Consider the following 17559-nt stretch of genomic DNA (forward strand, 5'->3'; position numbering starts at 1 on the left):
GAATGGCAGTAGGTTCAGGGCCGAAAGCGGCCCTGACTCATTAAGCTATTACCAGGAAATCGTGGCGACGACGGTATCGTTATAGGTTCCAGCCGGAGGAGTTGTGCCGCCAGCGCCCGTTTGGTCGCCAGGTAACACGCGGCCATAGATCGGGATATTCTGCGCGGTAGTTCCTGTGGTTAGGGTGATCGGCGTATTGATGCCAATCTCAGTAGTACGCGCTGCATCAGAATAGAGGCGATAGGAGATTTTGTTGGCATCAAAGGTCATTGCGCGCACTGCGCCAGTTGCTGCCAGCCCGCCATTGAGTGAAAGTGTTGGTGTCAGGCCTGTACTACAGGTGATAGTGACCGCGCTGCCGTTGGTGCCAGTGACCGTACCATTGATAATGCTGGTTAAATCGGCGTAGTTACCAAAGTTCAAAGTACCCCACTGGTTGGTGCCGCCTGAAGTGGAGCCGTTACCAACAGTACAACCAGTGCTGATGATCAGTTGAACACCGACCTGACCTGTCAGTGTGCCTGCTGCCTGCGCACCCAGAGGAAGGGTGAGTAATGCCGCAGTGATTAAACCCAGTAATGATTGATTTTTGACGTCCATGATGACTCCCAATAACAACGAACTCATGCTGTATGTGCATGCAAAGGCGTTTGCATGTGTAATTTCTCTGGCGGCAACAACAGAAAAAAAAGGAAAAAGTCATCAGGTCAAAGCTTTGCTGGCATCTCACTTTTGGAGATTTATCACTGAGTTTTTCAGTGTTTATGATGAATAAATGAGCAAATCTTTCTTTTGAATCATGAGAAGTTTCTTATAGTTGAGTTAAATATAAGTTAATAAATTTAACTTAAGGAGAAGTTTTTAGCACTTTTAGCAAAAAGCTCAAAAATGCTGAAATTAATAAGGTTTTGGGATTTAATTCTTATAATTAAATTAATGTGGATTTAAATTCTTCTTGATAACGCTAATTTGATTTATGTAATCCTAATTTACTGCAAATATTTTTATGGATTTTGATGTCTTTACTGACCTAAACATCAGTAATTCAGCTGTTTATCGTTAACTTTTACTTTCTGATAACATCAGAACTTGCCCTTTTTATCACCAGACGAGAGTTTTATGCCCTTAGCTGAATCGTATCCAGCCAGTCGACTGGCTGACATTAATGCACTGGCGCAATTTTTAGCTTTTGATCAAACAGAGGGGGCTTCTCCCAGCGAGCTGGCGCGCTTTCAGGCACCTTTACTTATCCTGCTTGGCAACGCAATTTTGCCGGTCGCCGAGGGCGCTTTTGCCGCGCTCGCCAGCGGTGCTGTGAGTAAAATTCTGATCGCGGGAGGGATTGGTCATTCGACCGAGTTGCTTTATCAGGCGGTAAAAAATCATCCAAGGTACGCGTCCATTGCCACCAAAGGGCGCAGCGAGGCGGAAATACTGCAAGATATCGCCATCAATTTCTTCGCCATTGAGCCAGCCAAACTCCTGTTGGAGACGCGTTCAACTAACTGCGGCGACAACGCCGCTCAGGCCCGACGGGTGTTGGATCTGGCGGGTGGCGGCTCATCGCGCATTATCCTGACGCAAGATCCGCTGATGCAGCGGCGCACCGACGCCAGCTTCCGCAAGGTCTGGCAGGACCGGCCAGAGGTGGAATTCATCAACTGGCCGACCTTCGTGCCCCAGCTCGATAAGCTGGCAGAAGAACCCCAGTACGCTGGCGAAACGCGGCACAGCCTGTGGTCATGGCCGCGCTTCGCTTCGCTGCTATTGGGCGAGATCCCGCGCCTGCGCAACGATCCGCAAGGCTACGGCCCGCGCGGCAAAGACTTTATCGCCGCCGTCGACATCTCCCCCGAATTGGAAGCAGCCTACGCGCGACTGCTCCCTCTATTGGGGGAAAGTCATGGGGATCGGTCGTTTTAAATACAGTTAGTTGTAGTTTTGTCTTTTATAAGAGACAATCCCGTCAGGTTTAGTGATGGGGACAGGGATGTACACAACTGAACATTATCAGGATAGAAACAAGAAACAGCCGTTCAAAATTTGGATGGATAAACTCAGGAAGAAGGATCTTCGCGCCGCGGCAAAAATTGACGTTGCCTTGGACCGTGCTCAGGCCGGTAACTTTGGTGTGCATAAATTTGAGCGCGATGGGGTATGGGAGATTAAGATCGATTATGCGGCGGGATACCGGATTTATTACTCGATAGAGAACGGAAAAATCATCTTACTTCTCGCGGGTGGAACGAAGAAGAACCAAAACGCAGATATCGATAAAGCAGTGAAATACTTAGCTGATTATCAGACGAGGTAAAATCATGGTTTCAAACAAAAAAACGGCAGTTGCCCCAGAGGCAGTACCGCCATCAGTCAGCCGTGATGCGGAGATCATTGCTACACTTCGTGCCGATCCCGCCTATGCCGAAATTTATCTTCAGACAGCTTTAGAAGAGATCTATGAAGTTGGCGGCGTGGCGGCCTTTCTCACCGCACTGCGTCGCGTCATTGAAGCTCGCGGCGGCGTCACCGAAATCGCTAAAAAATCCGGCATCACGCGGCAACATATCTACAAGGCGCTGTCTGAAAATGGCAATCCAACCATCGGTACGCTAACTGAAATCACTCGAGCGGCGGGAGTCAGACTGACCCCCGCGCAACATGCTAATTAAGTGGGTTGTTCCGCCATTGTCTCTTTCCCCGCCATCGCCACCATCACCACGACGGCAGACAGCAGGGTGATCGCCGCCAGACTGAGCAGGACGTGATGCAGGGCGGCGGCATAAATCTGTTGCAGTTGGGAGGCGCTGGCCTGCGGCAGCAGGCGGAGGGCCTGGGTTAAATCGCCGGTTGCCAGACGCTGGCTGGCGTCACTTAAGCTCGGGCCTGAGAAGTGCTGGCTCAATCCACCCTGTGCGAAAGCGGCGAGAAGGGCGCCGACGGTTGCCAGCGAAAGCCCTTCGCCCGCCACGCGGGTGGTGCTGAAAATCCCCGTCGCCATGCCCGCGCGCTCCTTGGGAACCACGCTGACCGACAGCCCGTCCATCAATCCCCAAGGCACGCCAACCCCCAAACCAATCACCAGCATCGGCAGGATCATCTGCCCAGCGTTTTGCGCCTCGACGGCAAGGCTTAACCACCACAGCCCAAGGGTGGCGACCAGCAAACCCGCGCTGCATAAAAGGCCGGGGCTGATCCAGCGCGTCAGGCTGGCGGCAATCAGCGGCACGGCCAGCATCGGCAGGGAGAGCGCCATCATCATTAACCCGGCCTGCTCCTCGCTCATCTGCATGATGCCGATAAACTGCATCGGCAGAATGACCAGCAGCACCACAAAACAGAATCCGGTAGCCAGCGGCAGTGCCTGAACGCCAATAAAACGCGGGAAGCGGAACAGCGACAGGTCGAGCATCGGGTTGCGCACGCGCAGCTCAACCCAGATAAACAGCGCTAGCAGCAGTGCGGCGCCAGCCAGCAAACCCAGCACTTGCGGGCTTTGCAGGCCATATTGCGGAATAGCCATCAGCGCCCAGGTCAGTAAAGCCAGCATCGAAGTGAAGGTCAACGTGCCGGGCCAGTCGATGCCGGTGGCGTTAGGGTTGCGCGACTCATGCATTCTCGACGCGCCGGTTAACAGGGCCAGCAGGGCAATCACCGTGGCGGAAATAAATACCGAGCGCCAGCCGAGGTGGGCTATTAGCAGGCCCGCCAGAAAAGGCCCAAAGGCCAGGCCGACGCCAAAACTGGTGCCGAGCAGGCTGAATGCGCGGGTGCGCGCCGGGCCATCAAACTCTTGCGCCAAAGCCGCCGAGCCTCCTGCCAGTGCGGCCGCCGCCGCCACACCCTGCGCGCCGCGCAGTAGATCAATCCACAGCAGGCTGCTGCTAAAGCTTTGCAACAAAGAGAGCAGGGCAAAGCCCGCGACACCAATCACAAACACTTTTTTGCGGCCAAACTCATCGGCCAGGGTGCCCGCCGCCATCAAAAAGCAGCCGAAGCTGAGCATAAAGGCGTTGGTTATCCAGCTTAGCGCCTGCGCGCTGCCGCCCAGCTCGCGGGCAATCGCCGGGGTTGCTACCGCGCCGCTGACAAAGTTGAGTGGCAAAATCAGCGCTGCCAGGCAGACGGTAAACAACACGCTTAGCTGGCCGCTCTTGGTTTGGTTAGATGGACTCATGGCTTTCTCCGAAGATGAATAGTCCAAGGATGATAAAATGTCTGCAATTTTGCCGAAATGGGCTTAAAGTCCGTAGATTGCGGACAAAATAGCTCTAATTACCTCGCGGAGTGAAGATGGAAAACCTAAACGGCATGTTGGCATTCGTGCGTGCGGCGCAGCATCAAAGCTTCGCGGCGGCGGGCGAGATCATGGGGATCTCGGCTTCGGCGATAGGTAAAAGCGTGGCGCGGCTGGAGGCAAAGCTCGGCGTGCGGCTGTTTAACCGCAGCACGCGGCGCATTAGCCTGACTGACGAAGGCCAGCTATTTTTCGAGCGTTGTCAGCAAATCGTGGCGCAGATGGAGGAGGCCGAGCAGGAGTTATCGCGGGTTTCGGCCGAGCCGCGCGGTAAGTTGCGGGTGAGCATGCCGGCGATTGGCTATCGCATGCTGTTGCCGCACTTGGCGGAATTTATGCAGTGTTATCCGCAGGTTGAGCTGGAGCTGGACTTCAGCGATCGCATGGTAGACCTGATTGCCGAAGGTATCGACGTCGCGGTGCGCAGCGGCGAACTGCCGACCTCGCAATTGATGTCGCGCCGCCTCGGGCCTTTCCATTTTGTTATCGTCGGCAGCCAGGACTATTTTGCCAGAAACCCCGAACCCCATAGCCCGCGGGACTTGGCCCGGCACGCCTGCCTGCGCTACCGTTTTCCGGGCAGCGGGCAGATCCAGCCGTGGGATATCCGCAGTGACATGGCGCTAGAGCTGCCGGTGGTGGTGAGCAGTAACAACCTCGAGGCACTGATTCAGGCCGTGCTACACGGCGTCGGCATTGCCTATATTCCCGAGTTTCTGGTGCGCGAACAGCTCAAAACCGGGGTGCTGAAATCCGTTCTCAATGACTATTTATATGACGACGGCAAGTTTTCCATTGTCTGGCCAAGCAGTCGTCATATGTTGCCCAAGGTCCGCGTGTTTATCGATTTCCTGACGGAGAAACAGATCTTGGTGGCCGACTAAATCGGCACCGCGAACTGGAAGCTGGCGCCGCTGTGTGGCTGGTCGAGCAGTTCAATATCGCTGCCGTGCAGTTGCAAAATGCGGCGCACAATCATCAGCCCGAGGCCACCCGCGCGGTGCTTATTGGTGCTGAGAATCGAAGGCCGCACAAACAGGTTGGCCTTTAACTCTGGCGCAATGCCAGGCCCGCTGTCATTCACCTGCACCATCACTTCATGGGCCTGTTTCCACAGGCGGACATTGATGGTGCCGCCCTCCGGCGTGTGGCGCAGGGCGTTGTCTAGCAGGTTGGTCAGCACCCGTTCAATCATCCCCAGGTCGGCATTCACTAGCGGAATATCCGGCATGATGTCGGCATTGAGTTTCTGGCCGCGCGCTTCGGCGGCGAGTTCGAATTTCTGGAACACGTCCTGCACCAGTTCGCACAGTGAGAACGGCTCTTTCTGCGGCTTCACCACGCCATATTCCAGCCTTGCCAGCTCGAACAGCTCCTGCGCCAGACGCCCCACCTTGCGGCTCTGGGCGAGGGCGATGTCGAGATAGCGCTGGCGCTCGTCGCTGCTCAGGCGGTCGGCCTTCATCGACAAGGTTTCCAGATAGCCGTGCAGCGAGGTCAGCGGGGTGCGCAGGTCGTGGGAAATATTAGCGATAAACTCGCGGCGCTGTTGGTCCTGCGCAGTCAGACTCTGCCACTGCTGATCAATGCGTTTTGCCAGCCCGACAAACGCCTGTTGCAGCTGCGCCACTTCATCTTTCGGCTGGCCGACCGGCGGCTGGGTTTTGGCCAGAGCCTGAATCGCCTCCATGCCGCCATCGTCCAGCGTGGCGATTTGCGCGGTGAGTTTACGCACCGGGCGAGTCACCCAGCGGAAAGCCAGCGCCCCGGCCAGCAGGCCAAACAGCACCACCATCCCCATGGATCGCAGTGCCATATAAATGGCCGACTGGAACTCCGCCTTACTGGCCAACGCCCGGTAGTCGTCGCCCTGCAGCACAATGTAGACATAGCCTTTGAGCACGCCATTGGACGTCAGCGGCGCGGCGCTAAACACCTGCCGCTGGTCGGTGGTGCGCGGGTTGTCGCCATATACCGGCATGGTTTTGCCGTTAAGCAGCTCGTGCACCGGGGTTAAATCTATCTTCTGGCGCAGCAATTTTCCCGCAGGGGCGGCGTTGCCGACGATATCACCTTCGCTGTCGAGCAGATAAACCTCGACGCTCGGGTTCACCGCCATCAGCTGATTAAAAAGGTTATGTACCGCGTTAGGATCTAACCCGTTTTGGCTCAGCAGCGGGTTATTGGCGGCAATCTGCGTGGCTAGATTGGCAGACAAACGTTGAATCGTCGCCTGACTGAATCTGTCGCTCGAGCGTACCTGCATCACGCCGGAAATCAGCGAGCAGGCCACCAGCAGCAGAATAAAAACCAGGGTGAGTCGTTGCGAAAGCGTCATTTTACTCATGATTTATCCTTGCGCGTCTTCCGCTGACGACGTGAATTTATAGCCTTTTCCCCAGACGGTCAGGATGCGCTCTGGCTCAGCCGGGTTGCTCTCAATCTTGATGCGCAGTCGGTTGATATGGGTATTCACCGTGTGTTCATAACCCTCGTGCTGATAGCCCCACACCTGATTGAGCAGGCTCAGGCGCGAGAACACCTTGCCGGGATTTTTGGCGAAGAAGTAGAGCAGGTCGAACTCGCGCGGCGTCAGTTCCACCGTCTGCTGGTTCAACGCCACTTCGCGGGCAATAGGGTCAATGACTAACCCGGAGAAGCTCAGGGTCCCGGCGTCCATCTTCATATTGCGGCTCATGGCTTCCTGACGGCGGAACAGCGCTTTGACTCGCGCCACCAGCTCCAGCATAGAGAAGGGTTTCGCCAGATAGTCGTCGGCCCCCAGCTCCAGCCCCAGCACGCGATGCACTTCGCTGGAACGGGCGCTGATGATGATGATCGGCGTGTAGCGCGTCATGTTGCGGGCGCGGCGGCAAATCTCTAGCCCGTCAACGCCGGGCAGCATCAGGTCCAGAATCAGCGCGTCCCAGCCCCCTTTCTCTAAATGCGCTACGCCCAGATTGCCATCGGCGGCGTGGGTTATCTCATAGCCTTCATCGCGTAAATGCAGATTGAGCAGCTCGGCGATGTTGCTGTCGTCTTCCACGATCAAAATCTTTTTGGGTTTTTCCATCTCTGTCGAGCCTGCGGGGAGGGTATGAGTAGCAGTCTACACAAGCGGCTTACTCAGAGTTATCACATTTTATTTAACTTTGCGTGAGGTCTTGGGGAACAAATCCGCTCAATACTGGCTTCATCGACAGGGCGAGTGAGAAACATAAACATGACGCTACATACCGACTTTTCACCGCAGAGTGAGCCGCAGAAAAACCAGGCCAAGCCAGAGATTGTCCACCCATTGTGGCTGCGTCTGTGCCACTGGCTGAATGCGTTGGCAGTGCTGATTATGGTTACCAGCGGTTGGCAAATTTATAACGCCTCGCCACTGTTTGATTTTGAATTTTCCCGCAGCCTGACGCTCGGCGGTTGGCTGGGCGGCGGCCTACAGTGGCACTTCGCCGGTATGTGGCTGTTCGGCTTTAACGGCGTGTTTTACCTGCTGATGAATATTGCCACCGGCCGAATGAAGCGTAAATTCTGGCCGCTGACCCCAAGAGGCGTGCTGCGAGACTTAAGCGCGGCGCTACGCGGCAAGCTGGCTCATGCCGACTTGCGTCACTACAACATGGTGCAGCGCGCGGCCTATGTCTTCGTGATGCTCGACGGCATCGTGCTGGTGCTGTCAGGGCTGGTGGTGTGGAAGTCGGTGCAGTTTCCCCTGCTCAGAGAGTTGCTGGGGGGTTTTGACACGGCTCGCGTGGTGCATTTCTTTGCGATGGCTTCGCTGGTGGGATTTGTTGCCGTGCATTTGATGATGGTGGCGCTGGTGCCGAAAACCCTGCTGGCGATGCTGCGCGGACGCTGAGGAAAGGTCATGAAGAACATTTTTAAAAAGAACATCAAGCAGATTTTCACGCCTTCAGACACTCAGGTCATCGTGCAGGAGGCGCAGAAACAGATTATTCGCCACCTCGACGCCCCATCGCGCCGTCGTTTTTTGCAGCAAGGGCTGACGCTGGGCGGTATGGCGATGCTGACCGGCTGCGATATCAGCGATAACGCCGGGGTTGAGAAAGCTTTGAATACCGTCTCCACCTTTAATGACCGGGTGCAGGGCTGGCTTTTTGGCTCGACCCGACTGGCCCCGGTTTATGCCGAATCGATGATAACCCGGCCTTTCCCGTTCAACGCGTTTTACGCCGAGGACGACGCCCCCGAGGTAGATGGCAATGCCTATCGCCTGAAAATCGCCGGGCTGGCGCTGGATAAACGCGAATGGTCACTGGCGACGCTGTACCAAATGGCGCAGGTCAGTCAGGTCACTCGTCACATCTGCGTCGAAGGCTGGAGCGCAATTGGTAAATGGGGCGGGGTGCCGTTTGGCGATTTCCTGCGCCTGATTGGCGCCGACCTGACGGCGGAGTATGTCAGCTTTAAGTGTGCTGACGAGTATTACACCAGTATCGACATGGCAACCGCGCTGCACCCGCAGACCCTGCTGGCGCTGACTTACGACGGGCAAATCCTGCCGCGTAAATACGGTTTCCCGATGAAATTGCGTATGCCAACCAAGCTTGGCTACAAGAATCCAAAGCATATTGAAGTGATTGAAATTACCAATAAGTTCACCGGAGGTTATTGGGAGGATCAAGGCTACAACTGGTACGGCGGGAGTTAAAAAAGGCCTATTTTATTTGCCATTTTGGACCCGGGCAGTGCTCAAAATCCTCACGTACTACGTGTACGCTCCGGTTTTTCCGCGCTGGCCGTGTCCAAACTGGCTGCAACAATAACGGCCTTCGGCCCGAGTTAATTAATAAGAAGTTGAACGCGAACCTTACCTGCACAACTGTGCAACTACTTTAAAAAAGGAAATACCATGAAAAAGCTGATGACTGTTCTGATGTTCTCTACCGTAATGATGGGTTTCGCTGGCGTGACTCAGGCTGCTGACTCTATGTCTAAAGACACCATGGGCAAGATGTCCCACGACTGCATGAAGAAAGACAGCATGGGTAAAGACGCTATGGGCAAAGATTCCATGGGGAAAGATTCGATGGGCAAAGACTGTATGTCTAAAGATCACATGAAAAAAGACAGCATGGGTAAAGATTCCATGAGCAAAGATTCAATGGGTAAAGATGGCATGAAAAAAGACGCGATGAGCCAGTAAGTCCGCGTCTAACATGATACCGCTCTCCTATGTCTGAGCGTTTCATCTCGGCCCGCCGTTCTCCGGCGGGCTTGGCTTTTTTTACTGCTTCGGTTTATCCAGCCATTCGCCCCACACTTCCAGCGCTTTACTCAGATTCGCTCGGCCAAAGCCGATACGCAGAAAATCTTCTGAAACGGCCGTTAATTCAGACGCATAGGTCACGGATGGAATGGTCATCACGCCGGTTTCCTCCACCAGACGCGTGGCGAACTGCTCCGCTCCCTCCGGCCCTTTATAACGCACGAAGGCCAGCACTCCGGCTTTCGGGGGAGCCAGCTCGAAAAGCTGCGGATAGCGCGCCAAAAAGTCGGTCAACTGGCCTAGCTGCTCGCGGGAGCGTTGCATCACGCGTTGTAGAATGGCCTCGCGGGCATTGAGCGCGATGGTGGTCAGCATCTCGCCCGGCAGGGAGTTGCAGATGGATAAATACTGCTTCATGCGTTCCAGCTTCAGCAGCCATTCCGCGTCCTGACAGGCCACCCAGCCAATGCGCAGGCCGGGCAGGCCATAGGCTTTTGAGGTGACATTCAGAGAAATGCCGCGCTCATAAATGTCCGCCACCTGTGGCAGACGGTCGGCGATATCAAACTCGGTCAGCCGATAAACTTCGTCAGAAAACAGCCAGATACCGCGCTCGCGGCACAGTTCAACCAGTTCGTCTAGCTGCTGGCGGCCGATCAGCGCGCCGGTCGGGTTATGCGGGAAGTTAATCACCAGCGCCTTAGTGTTAGGGCGCAGGGCAGCGCGAATATCCGCCACGTCCAGCGCCCAGCCTTGGTCGGCGTTCAGCGCCACGCCGCTCACTGCGCAGCGCGACATCGCCACGCTCTCCAAAGACTGGTAGTTCGGCGTGATGACAATGGCGTGATCGTCGGCGTCCAGCAGCGCGTGGAAGCTGGCGTAAATCGCCTCATCGGCACCGGCAAAGCTAATAATATTTTCCGCCGTGGCCTGGTCGTAGGTCGAGGCAATCGCCTCAAGCAACTCAGGCGTACCGCGCAATGGCGGGTAGTCGAGGATCGCCTCAAGCACCGGCTGGCGGTGCTGCTCCCCGGCAAGGGCGAACAGCTGCTCGATGCTCATGGACTCAGGGTAAGACGAGGAGAGCGGGAAACGCACCGCGTGCTCTAGCTTCGACAAATAGGAGATTAAACGGAAATCTTGTGGAAAGCGCGACATGGCGTACCTGCAACGATGTTAGACCGTGTTTAAGGGTGATGTTTAGCGGCGATAGCCTTGGCCAAAACGGCGCTCGAGGCGGCTTTGGATCAGCTCGAACACAATCGACATAATCCAGTAAATCGCGGCGGCTGTCGCCAGCATTTCCATATAGCGATAGGTGCTGCGCCCGTAAGACTGCGCAAGGAAATTCAGCTCCCACAGGCCCATCAGCGACACCAATGACGAGTCTTTCAGCATGGAAATAAACATCGAACCGGCAGGCGGAATGATGATGCGCAGGGCCTGTGGCGCGGTGACGTGTACCGCGACGGTCCACGGCGACAGCCCGAGCGCCATCGCGGCCTCTTTCTGCCCGCGCGGCACGGAGAGCACGCCGCTGCGAATGGTTTCTGCCAGATAAGCACCGTAGTTCAGCGACAGCGCGATAATCCCCGAGCTGAGCGCGCCCAGCACAATCCCGGCCTGCGGCAGCGCCAGATAGATGATTAACACCTGCACCAGCAGCGGGGTACCGCGAAACAGCGAGGCATAGAAAGTCGCGCAGCCAAAGGCCACGGCGTTATCTGACATGCGCCCTAATGCGGTGATTAACCCCAATAATAGGCAGAAAAACATTGAACAGGCGGTGATCAGCAGGGTTAGCGCCGCGCCCTGAATAAAGCCGTCCGGCGACAGGCGCAGGCCGAGCAGGAACGGCAACTTCTGCTCAATCAAATCCCACTGTAGCCCCATCTTGCCGAACAGGCTGAACAGCAGGCTAAGCAGCACCAGCCAGGTGATCAGCGTTTTAATTTTGAAGGCGCGCGGCGTGGCCGACAGGCTGGCATCGGCCAGCGCCGGGTTAGATTTTTCCGCCACGATAGGTTTCACGTCAGGGAGCTGCGCCATCCGTTACGGCTCCTCTTTGGTGATGTCTTCGCCCAGCCAGTGCTGAGAAATCTTCGCCAAAGTGCCGTCGTCGCGCAGTGATTTTATGGTATCCGCCACTTTCTTATCCCACTCAGGATCGCCCTTGTCGGTAGCGACCCAGTTAGGCTCGGCGTACAGCTCGGTGACGATTTTAAACAAATCAGGGTTACGTTTGATGCGCGAATTGGCAGTGGCAAGGTCGGAGACGATGGCGTCAAGACGCACGCCCGGCCCCAAGGCTAAATTCTGGAAAGCCACTTCTTCGTCACTCGGAATGGCCTGAACATTATTGAAGGGGAAATCGATGGGTTTCGCGCCGGGGATCACCAGCGTTTTTTGCAGGTAAGTTTCGTAGCTGGAACCCATGCCGATGCCGACTTTTCTGTTGCTCAGATCGGCGGCTGACTTAATGTGATCGTCTTTCTTATTCACCACCAGCACCGCCGGAGAGCTGTAATAAGGCGTCGGGAAGTCGAGCACTTTGGCGCGCTCGGTGTTTGGCGTCATCGAGCAAATACAGGTATCCCAGCGCCCGCGCCAATTGCCGCCAATAATGGTTTCCCAGCCCGGCGCGGTGATTTCTGCCTTCACACCCATGCGTGCAGCCACGGCTTTAGCGACATCCACGTCAAAACCCGCCAGCTGGTTGTTATCATCGATAAAGCCAAATGGCGGGTAGTCATTAACAATCACATTGCGCAGCACGCCGGTTTTAGTGACGCGATCTAAGGTCGCGCCAGCGTGGGTAACAGTAGAAAAAAGCGTAGTGGCAAGCAGAGTGGCAACCAGAGCGGATAGGCGCATGACGTGGCTTTCCTTACATAACCTGAGTGGATGAATGTTAATAGATTGTCAGATTACGTTTTGGACGTATAGATGTCCAGTTTCAAATCGTGCAGTGGTTTCCCAGCCCATGGGTAAGCCGCTGCACGCCCCAAAATGAGGCAATGGTATTATAAAGGTGCGACGCCGATTGCCCTCGAAAAATGAAGATTTTCCCTAAGCCAAATAACGGCCTCGGCCATGTTAAAAGTATCTTAAAAGTATTGGAAAAATCACTTCTACGCCGCCTTTCATCAATTTTTCTTATTTCTAAGCCCTAAATTGACACAATTCCTGCCCTTTAGTCGCTGCTGGCATGCTCCTTGCTAATGTTCTTTATTAAATACATCTCAAAAAGAAGAATGTTAATGAGGGGAACACATCATGCCATTGCACCAGCTACCAAAAATCAATAAACCCGCGCTGATCATTGTGGATATGCAAAACGATTTTATTCGTCAGGGCGCGCCCTTTGAAGTGCCGGGCGGACGGGAGACTATCGCGCCGCAGCAGCGCCTGCTCCAGCATTTTCGGGAGGGCGGCTACCCGGTGATTTTTCTGCAATGGGTCAGCGTGGAAAACGACGCGTGGCGCAGGCTGGAGAGCAAATTCAGCTGGACCTCTTTCCTCGACGAGCAAACCAAAGCCTGTCGCGTAGGGCACCTGCGCAGCTATGAAGACAGTGAGGTCGAGCTGGATTGTGCAGATATCATCGCTGAACTGGCACCCATCCATGGCGAAATCATCGTGCCGAAGCACGGCTTTGGCGGCTTCTACGGCACCACTCTTCAGCAGCATCTCTCCGAGCTTGGCGTTGATACGCTGGTGGTCACCGGCGTGGTGGCTGAGTGCTGCGTCGAAGATACCGTGCGTGAAGCGCTGTATCACCATTACACCTCTATCGTGGTCTCCGACGCCGTGGAGTCCATGAGCGCGCCGCGCAAAATCGAGTGTTTGGCCGTGTTAGATGAAAACTATGGCTGGGTCGCCGAGTCGGGCGAGGTCATTGATTATTTAAGTTCCGCCAACGCCTATTAATAGTTTTACAACTTGCTCGTTAACTTCATAAAAACAAAGAAAATACAGGAGTCGCACCATGCTTTCCTATTTCAGCATTCACAACATCATGGTTAATATCCCGCTCGGCAAAGACGGCTATCAATTATCTTGGATCGAGGCGATTGGCACGCTGTTTGGCTTGATCAACATCTGGCTCGCCAGCCGCGAGAAGACCATCAACTATCTGTTTGGCTTGTTAAACGTCACCCTGTTTACGGCGATCTTTTTCCAAATTCAGCTTTACGCCAGCATGATGCTGCAAGTGTTCTTCTTCGTCGCCAACGTGGTCGGTTGGGTGATTTGGTATAAAGATGACAAAAAAGAGGCCCCGGCGATCAAGATCCGCTGGATGTCGCTCAACAGCTTTGTGGTGACGGCGGTGGTCAGCGTGCTGTTTATCCTGCTGATGACCTTCAACATTGACGGTATTTTCTCGTGGCTGACCGGCGTTGCCTTCGCGCTGCTGTCAAAAATGGGCGTCAACGCCGCCGCGCCGCAGCTGTTGCCGGACGCCTGGCCGTTGGCGGATTCCACCATTCTGGTACTATCGATCGTGGCGACGGTATTGATGATTAAAAAGTATGTGGAGAACTGGATCATCTGGTGCGCGCTGGATGTCATCAGCGTGGCGCTGTACGCGGTGCAAGGGGTGTATGTGATGTCGATTGAATACGCGATTTTGATTGGCATCGCGGCGTTTGGCTCATGGTCGTGGATCAAATCGGCGAAAGAGCACGGCTCGCGGCCGCTGCGCCCGGCCTCTTCAAGCCCGCTCGCCGAGGGGCTGGTTTCCGAGAAAGTTTGAGCATGCTAAAAAACAAAACCCGCCATCTGGCGGGTTTTTTAATGCTGGCGCAAATGGAGGAATATCACTCCGCCAGTTTCTTGTCGCCTTTGATAAGCTTGCGCGCCGCGGCTAATGCATCATTGTCCGGCGTCGCGGGTTTAGCTTTATTCAAGGCGCTGCTCAACTTGGAACGGCCCCAAAGATCAAAGCCGTCGTCCTCTTGCAAATGGTCGAAGATCGACGGGGCTGGCTGCTTTTTATTGCTCATCGGCTATCTCTGTATAGTGCGAAATTCCTGCAAGCATAGCGTTTTCTGCGACCAATAAACAAACCTAGCCCAGCAAATGCCCAAAAACAAACTGCTTAAACTCCAGCAAAGGCGAGTCGTTCTTCTCCACTCGCATGCGCAGCAGCGCGCCTTCCCAAGAATTTAGAATGAAGTCACTCAGTGACTTGGCGGACAAATTACTGTCGAGCTGCCCTAGGCGCTGAGCGTCCAGCAGGCAATTTTCAATCACCTGACACCAGGCGGCGAACTGCTCCACCAGGCGCAGGCGAATGGCTTCGCTGTGGTCGGCGATTTCGGCGCTGAGATTGCCCATCAGGCAGCCTTTACTGAACTTGTTGTCGCGAAAAGCCACGATCAGGCTGTCGAAATAGGCCTCCAGCCGAGCCAGCGGCGCCAGCTCGGCATTGCCGAACGCGCTATCCAGTCTGGCCTGCGCGCGCTCGAAATAGGCATCCACCACCGAGGCGCCAAAGGTCTCTTTGCTGTCGAAATGGTTGTAGAAAGAGCCTTTCGGCACGCCCGCCTGCTCAACGATGCTCTGAATGCCCGTCGCGGCAAAGCCTTCGCGATGGAAGGTTTGCAGCCCGGCCTGAACCAGATTGGTGCGGGTATTCAGGTTGGGCTTCGGCCCACGGCGGCCTCTCTTATCAGCTTCAGCAGGGCTGTTCATCGTTGTTCTCCAATTGTCTTGACAATATAAACCGACCGGTCATATTTTATTTATAGCCGTTACGCCTTCGACTGTCAATTGATACCCCTCTTCACTACGGAGCAAGCACCATGAGCAAACCCGCCCTGAAATGGGATGTTTTAACCATTAAACGCCCTGGCCTAAGCCGGGATATTCCTGCCGGCCTCGAGTCGCTGATGTGGGTCGCTAATTCAGCCACGCTGATTTATGGCGAGAAAGACGCCGTGCTGGTCGATACCTTCCTGACCAAAGAGCAGTCGCAAACGCTGTTGGACTGGGTGATTGCCAGCGGCAAAAACCTCACCACGATCTACATCACCCACGGCCACGGTGACCACTTCTTCGGGCTGGCCCCGCTCTTGGAACACTTCCCGCAGGCCCGCGCGGTGGCGGCTCCGGCCATTGTTAAGGCGATGCATGCCCACCTTGCTCCGGCTTCGGTGGACGGTTTCTGGCGCAAGCTGTTTCCGGGTGAAATCGACGACCGGCTGATTGCCGCCGAGCCGCTGAGCAGCGACGAGTTCGAGCTGGAAGGGCACAAGCTGTTGGTGGTGCATACTGGCCGCACGGATACTGCGGAATCCACCAGCCTGTATGTCCCTTCCCTCGAGTTAATCGTGGCGGGTGACGTGGTATACAACGGCATTCACCCTTTTCTTGGGGAGACGGATAAGCAGAGTCGGCTGGAGTGGATTGCCGCGCTGGACACCCTTGCGGCGCTCAAACCAGCTTATGTAGTGGCGGGCCATAAAGTGCCGGAAAACGACGACGCCCCGGAGAATATTGCCAAAACCAAACAGTATTTGCTGGACTTCAATCGCCTCGCCGAAGAAACCGACAGCGCCGGAGAGCTTTATCAGGCCATGCTGGCGATCTACCCAACTCGCGTGAATCCCGGCTCCTTGTGGAAAGCATCCCAGTTGACTAAGCCCATGCCGTGATCCAGCTGCAGGCCGCGCTAGTCCGCCGCCTGCGCTTCACGCAGTGCCGCCCAATTCAGCAAAGCGTCGAGCACCGGACAGAGGTCTTGCCCCCATTCCGTCAGCGAGTATTCCACTCGCGGCGGGACTTCGGGGTAGACGATGCGTTTGACGATGCCGTCACTTTCCAACTGGCGCAGTTGCTGAATCAGCATCTTTTGCGAGACGGCGGGGATTGCCCGTTCAAGATCGGAGAAGCGCAGCACCCGGCCGCCGAAAAGTTGAAACAGAATGAGCAGCTTCCACCGCCCATCCAGCAGTTTAATCACCTTTTCGACGCCGATGGCGGCTGTTTCACGGGTGTATTTGTGGCCCTGACCCTGCGGCGGGGGCGCGCTATTTTCATTTATCGTTGTCATTTTTTTATAGTAAATAATATTGGCGCTTTTCGCCTTTAAATTCAAAAAACTTACTTTTAAGTATGTACCCGACTTAATTGTATGTACTTGTTATCAATATATTTTACCGCGATGCTTAGCTGGAAATGAACATCCACTGAGGGCATCAACATGAGTTTTGAATTAGGTTTGGCGGGCGCGAGAGTTTTGGTTACCGGCGGCACCAAGGGCGTGGGCGAAGCCGTGGTGCAAGTTTTGCGAGAAGTGGGCGCGAAAGTGATTACCACCGCGCGGGATGTCTCCCAAGCCGCGAGGGCTGATGTGCACTATATCGCCGCCGACGTCAGCACCGCGCAGGGCTGCGCCGAGGTCGCTGCCGCCACCTTAAAGCAGCTTGGCGGGATCGACGTGCTGGTTAACGTGGTGGGCGGCTCAACTGCGCCGGGCGGCGGTTTTGCCGCGCTGGATGACGAGCAGTGGCTGTCCGAGCTAAATCTCAATCTGCTGTCGGCGGTGCGGCTCGATCGCGCTCTGCTGCCAGAGATGCTCAAACAGGGCGCCGGGGTGATTGTCCACGTCACCTCTATTCAGCATCAGCTGCCGCTGCCGGAATCCACTACTGCCTATGCGGCGGCGAAAGCGGCGCTGTCCACTTACAGTAAAAGTCTGTCGAAAGAGGTGACGCCGCAGGGCGTGCGCGTGGTGCGCGTCTCGCCGGGCTGGGTGGAAACCACCGCCGCGGTGGCGATGGCCGAGCGCCTCGCCGAGCAGGCGGGCACGGATTACGAGGGCGGTAAGCAGATCATTATGGACTCTCTGGGAGGAATTCCGCTGGGACGGCCGGCTAAACCGCGCGAGGTGGCCGACCTGATTGCCTTCGTGGTGTCGCCACGTGCGGCATCCATCAGCGGCACCGAGTTCGTTATTGACGGGGGCACCATCCCCACCGCCTAATCATGGTCTGGAATAATAGACACTTTATGGCGCTTTCGA

At 55.5% G+C, this 17559-nt stretch carries 22 protein-coding genes; 12 read left to right on the forward strand and 10 right to left on the reverse strand.

Translation table 11 applies throughout. From position 1 onward, the window contains the following. Window positions 1-48 precede the first annotated feature (48 nt). Window positions 49-600, reverse strand: coding sequence for a Csu type fimbrial protein (locus ACT3RR_RS08560; RefSeq protein WP_353503423.1), 552 nt, complete (start codon window positions 598-600; stop codon window positions 49-51). Between ACT3RR_RS08560 and ACT3RR_RS08565 the strand changes: the two genes are divergently transcribed. The 4 genes from ACT3RR_RS08565 to ACT3RR_RS08580 all read left to right on the forward strand — a co-directional run bounded on the left by ACT3RR_RS08565 (window position 599) and on the right by ACT3RR_RS08580 (window position 2669). Continuing rightward, entirely contained in the window at window positions 599-775 is a 177-nt protein-coding gene (locus ACT3RR_RS08565; RefSeq protein ID WP_353503422.1) for a hypothetical protein, read from the forward strand. The genes ACT3RR_RS08560 and ACT3RR_RS08565 overlap by 2 nt on opposite strands. A gap of 344 nt (window positions 776-1119) precedes the next feature. Next, window positions 1120-1923: a YdcF family protein gene (locus ACT3RR_RS08570; protein WP_496200111.1), complete on the forward strand. Its 804-nt coding sequence runs from the start codon at window positions 1120-1122 to the stop codon at window positions 1921-1923. Between the two features lie 67 nt (window positions 1924-1990). Beyond that, a complete protein-coding gene (locus ACT3RR_RS08575; RefSeq protein WP_353503420.1) occupies window positions 1991-2314 on the forward strand; it encodes a type II toxin-antitoxin system RelE/ParE family toxin in 324 nt (107 codons plus the stop codon). Between the two features lie 4 nt (window positions 2315-2318). Continuing rightward, complete coding sequence (locus ACT3RR_RS08580; protein ID WP_353503419.1) at window positions 2319-2669, forward strand: helix-turn-helix domain-containing transcriptional regulator; 351 nt, start codon at window positions 2319-2321, stop codon at window positions 2667-2669. Here ACT3RR_RS08580 and ACT3RR_RS08585 read toward each other — a convergent pair. Beyond that, window positions 2666-4174, reverse strand: a complete 1509-nt coding sequence (locus tag ACT3RR_RS08585) for an MFS transporter (protein WP_496200112.1) — start codon at window positions 4172-4174, stop codon at window positions 2666-2668. The genes ACT3RR_RS08580 and ACT3RR_RS08585 overlap by 4 nt on opposite strands. 116 nt (window positions 4175-4290) lie before the next feature. On the opposite strand from ACT3RR_RS08585, the gene ACT3RR_RS08590 reads away from it, so the two are divergent. Next, window positions 4291-5178, forward strand: coding sequence for a LysR family transcriptional regulator (locus ACT3RR_RS08590; protein ID WP_353503417.1), 888 nt, complete (start codon window positions 4291-4293; stop codon window positions 5176-5178). On the opposite strand, the gene ACT3RR_RS08595 is transcribed toward ACT3RR_RS08590, so the two are convergent. Continuing rightward, window positions 5175-6641, reverse strand: coding sequence for a sensor histidine kinase (locus ACT3RR_RS08595; RefSeq protein WP_486032818.1), 1467 nt, complete (start codon window positions 6639-6641; stop codon window positions 5175-5177). The two genes, ACT3RR_RS08590 and ACT3RR_RS08595, sit on opposite strands and share 4 nt — an antisense overlap. Before the next feature lie 3 nt (window positions 6642-6644). Then, window positions 6645-7367, reverse strand: coding sequence for a response regulator transcription factor (locus tag ACT3RR_RS08600; protein WP_353503415.1), 723 nt, complete (start codon window positions 7365-7367; stop codon window positions 6645-6647). A 150-nt stretch (window positions 7368-7517) separates the two neighbouring features. Between ACT3RR_RS08600 and ACT3RR_RS08605 the strand changes: the two genes are divergently transcribed. The 3 genes from ACT3RR_RS08605 to ACT3RR_RS08615 all read left to right on the forward strand — a co-directional run bounded on the left by ACT3RR_RS08605 (window position 7518) and on the right by ACT3RR_RS08615 (window position 9467). Then, a complete protein-coding gene (locus ACT3RR_RS08605) occupies window positions 7518-8159 on the forward strand; it encodes a cytochrome b/b6 domain-containing protein (protein WP_496200113.1) in 642 nt (213 codons plus the stop codon). 9 nt (window positions 8160-8168) lie between these two features. Continuing rightward, entirely contained in the window at window positions 8169-8972 is an 804-nt protein-coding gene (locus ACT3RR_RS08610) for a molybdopterin-dependent oxidoreductase (protein WP_496200114.1), read from the forward strand. 201 nt (window positions 8973-9173) lie between these two features. Beyond that, window positions 9174-9467, forward strand: a complete 294-nt coding sequence (locus tag ACT3RR_RS08615; protein WP_353503412.1) for a pentapeptide MXKDX repeat protein — start codon at window positions 9174-9176, stop codon at window positions 9465-9467. Between the two features lie 81 nt (window positions 9468-9548). On the opposite strand, the gene ACT3RR_RS08620 is transcribed toward ACT3RR_RS08615, so the two are convergent. Genes ACT3RR_RS08620 through ACT3RR_RS08630 form a run of 3 tightly spaced genes read right to left on the reverse strand, consistent with a single transcriptional unit; the run spans window position 9549 to window position 12404 of the window. Beyond that, entirely contained in the window at window positions 9549-10688 is a 1140-nt protein-coding gene (locus ACT3RR_RS08620) for an aminotransferase class I/II-fold pyridoxal phosphate-dependent enzyme (RefSeq protein ID WP_496200115.1), read from the reverse strand. A 42-nt stretch (window positions 10689-10730) separates the two neighbouring features. Further along, a complete protein-coding gene (locus ACT3RR_RS08625) occupies window positions 10731-11579 on the reverse strand; it encodes an amino acid ABC transporter permease (protein ID WP_034793230.1) in 849 nt (282 codons plus the stop codon). 3 nt (window positions 11580-11582) lie between these two features. Continuing rightward, the gene (locus ACT3RR_RS08630) at window positions 11583-12404 is read right to left on the reverse strand and encodes a transporter substrate-binding domain-containing protein (protein ID WP_496200116.1); all 822 of its coding nucleotides are present in this window, start codon (window positions 12402-12404) and stop codon (window positions 11583-11585) included. Window positions 12405-12806: 402 nt separating this feature from the next. Between ACT3RR_RS08630 and ACT3RR_RS08635 the strand changes: the two genes are divergently transcribed. Both ACT3RR_RS08635 and pnuC read left to right on the forward strand, forming a co-directional pair. Beyond that, entirely contained in the window at window positions 12807-13460 is a 654-nt protein-coding gene (locus tag ACT3RR_RS08635) for a cysteine hydrolase family protein (RefSeq protein ID WP_496200117.1), read from the forward strand. 58 nt (window positions 13461-13518) lie between these two features. Then, complete coding sequence (pnuC, locus tag ACT3RR_RS08640; protein WP_353503408.1) at window positions 13519-14286, forward strand: nicotinamide riboside transporter PnuC; 768 nt, start codon at window positions 13519-13521, stop codon at window positions 14284-14286. A gap of 64 nt (window positions 14287-14350) precedes the next feature. Here pnuC and ACT3RR_RS08645 read toward each other — a convergent pair whose 3' ends face one another. Then, window positions 14351-14536 carry a hypothetical protein gene (locus ACT3RR_RS08645; protein WP_496200118.1) on the reverse strand — a complete coding sequence of 62 codons (186 nt, stop codon included), beginning with the start codon at window positions 14534-14536 and terminating at the stop codon, window positions 14351-14353. A gap of 64 nt (window positions 14537-14600) precedes the next feature. After that, the gene (locus tag ACT3RR_RS08650) at window positions 14601-15227 is read right to left on the reverse strand and encodes a TetR/AcrR family transcriptional regulator (RefSeq protein WP_485902476.1); all 627 of its coding nucleotides are present in this window, start codon (window positions 15225-15227) and stop codon (window positions 14601-14603) included. Window positions 15228-15337: 110 nt separating this feature from the next. Between ACT3RR_RS08650 and ACT3RR_RS08655 the strand changes: the two genes are divergently transcribed. Then, a complete protein-coding gene (locus tag ACT3RR_RS08655) occupies window positions 15338-16189 on the forward strand; it encodes an MBL fold metallo-hydrolase (RefSeq protein ID WP_485902478.1) in 852 nt (283 codons plus the stop codon). A 17-nt stretch (window positions 16190-16206) separates the two neighbouring features. On the opposite strand, the gene ACT3RR_RS08660 is transcribed toward ACT3RR_RS08655, so the two are convergent. Continuing rightward, complete coding sequence (locus tag ACT3RR_RS08660) at window positions 16207-16587, reverse strand: winged helix-turn-helix transcriptional regulator (RefSeq protein ID WP_353504029.1); 381 nt, start codon at window positions 16585-16587, stop codon at window positions 16207-16209. A 150-nt stretch (window positions 16588-16737) separates the two neighbouring features. Between ACT3RR_RS08660 and ACT3RR_RS08665 the strand changes: the two genes are divergently transcribed. Further along, window positions 16738-17520, forward strand: a complete 783-nt coding sequence (locus ACT3RR_RS08665; RefSeq protein ID WP_485902480.1) for an SDR family oxidoreductase — start codon at window positions 16738-16740, stop codon at window positions 17518-17520. Window positions 17521-17559: the final 39 nt, after the last annotated feature.

It is taken from the genome of Ewingella sp. AOP8-B2-18, from assembly GCF_052376015.1.
In the GTDB taxonomy this organism is placed as follows: Bacteria; Pseudomonadota; Gammaproteobacteria; order Enterobacterales; family Enterobacteriaceae; genus Ewingella; species Ewingella allii.

Excerpts from the sequence above, each read along its gene's own strand:
- ACT3RR_RS08630 (WP_496200116.1), bottom strand. The coding sequence starts at position 12,404 with ATGCGCCTATCCGCTCTGGTTGCCACTCTGCTTGCCACTACGCTTTTT.
- ACT3RR_RS08665 (WP_485902480.1), top strand. The coding sequence starts at position 16,738 with ATGAGTTTTGAATTAGGTTTGGCGGGCGCGAGAGTTTTGGTTACCGGC.
- ACT3RR_RS08595 (WP_486032818.1), bottom strand. The coding sequence starts at position 6,641 with ATGAGTAAAATGACGCTTTCGCAACGACTCACCCTGGTTTTTATTCTG.
- ACT3RR_RS08635 (WP_496200117.1), top strand. The coding sequence starts at position 12,807 with ATGCCATTGCACCAGCTACCAAAAATCAATAAACCCGCGCTGATCATT.
- ACT3RR_RS08645 (WP_496200118.1), bottom strand. The coding sequence starts at position 14,536 with ATGAGCAATAAAAAGCAGCCAGCCCCGTCGATCTTCGACCATTTGCAA.
- ACT3RR_RS08600 (WP_353503415.1), bottom strand. The coding sequence starts at position 7,367 with ATGGAAAAACCCAAAAAGATTTTGATCGTGGAAGACGACAGCAACATC.
- ACT3RR_RS08585 (WP_496200112.1), bottom strand. The coding sequence starts at position 4,174 with ATGAGTCCATCTAACCAAACCAAGAGCGGCCAGCTAAGCGTGTTGTTT.
- ACT3RR_RS08575 (WP_353503420.1), top strand. The coding sequence starts at position 1,991 with ATGTACACAACTGAACATTATCAGGATAGAAACAAGAAACAGCCGTTC.
- pnuC (WP_353503408.1), top strand. The coding sequence starts at position 13,519 with ATGCTTTCCTATTTCAGCATTCACAACATCATGGTTAATATCCCGCTC.
- ACT3RR_RS08560 (WP_353503423.1), bottom strand. The coding sequence starts at position 600 with ATGGACGTCAAAAATCAATCATTACTGGGTTTAATCACTGCGGCATTA.
- ACT3RR_RS08565 (WP_353503422.1), top strand. The coding sequence starts at position 599 with ATGATGACTCCCAATAACAACGAACTCATGCTGTATGTGCATGCAAAG.
- ACT3RR_RS08590 (WP_353503417.1), top strand. The coding sequence starts at position 4,291 with ATGGAAAACCTAAACGGCATGTTGGCATTCGTGCGTGCGGCGCAGCAT.
- ACT3RR_RS08570 (WP_496200111.1), top strand. The coding sequence starts at position 1,120 with ATGCCCTTAGCTGAATCGTATCCAGCCAGTCGACTGGCTGACATTAAT.
- ACT3RR_RS08605 (WP_496200113.1), top strand. The coding sequence starts at position 7,518 with ATGACGCTACATACCGACTTTTCACCGCAGAGTGAGCCGCAGAAAAAC.
- ACT3RR_RS08610 (WP_496200114.1), top strand. The coding sequence starts at position 8,169 with ATGAAGAACATTTTTAAAAAGAACATCAAGCAGATTTTCACGCCTTCA.
- ACT3RR_RS08620 (WP_496200115.1), bottom strand. The coding sequence starts at position 10,688 with ATGTCGCGCTTTCCACAAGATTTCCGTTTAATCTCCTATTTGTCGAAG.
- ACT3RR_RS08580 (WP_353503419.1), top strand. The coding sequence starts at position 2,319 with ATGGTTTCAAACAAAAAAACGGCAGTTGCCCCAGAGGCAGTACCGCCA.
- ACT3RR_RS08625 (WP_034793230.1), bottom strand. The coding sequence starts at position 11,579 with ATGGCGCAGCTCCCTGACGTGAAACCTATCGTGGCGGAAAAATCTAAC.
- ACT3RR_RS08660 (WP_353504029.1), bottom strand. The coding sequence starts at position 16,587 with ATGACAACGATAAATGAAAATAGCGCGCCCCCGCCGCAGGGTCAGGGC.
- ACT3RR_RS08655 (WP_485902478.1), top strand. The coding sequence starts at position 15,338 with ATGAGCAAACCCGCCCTGAAATGGGATGTTTTAACCATTAAACGCCCT.
- ACT3RR_RS08650 (WP_485902476.1), bottom strand. The coding sequence starts at position 15,227 with ATGAACAGCCCTGCTGAAGCTGATAAGAGAGGCCGCCGTGGGCCGAAG.
- ACT3RR_RS08615 (WP_353503412.1), top strand. The coding sequence starts at position 9,174 with ATGAAAAAGCTGATGACTGTTCTGATGTTCTCTACCGTAATGATGGGT.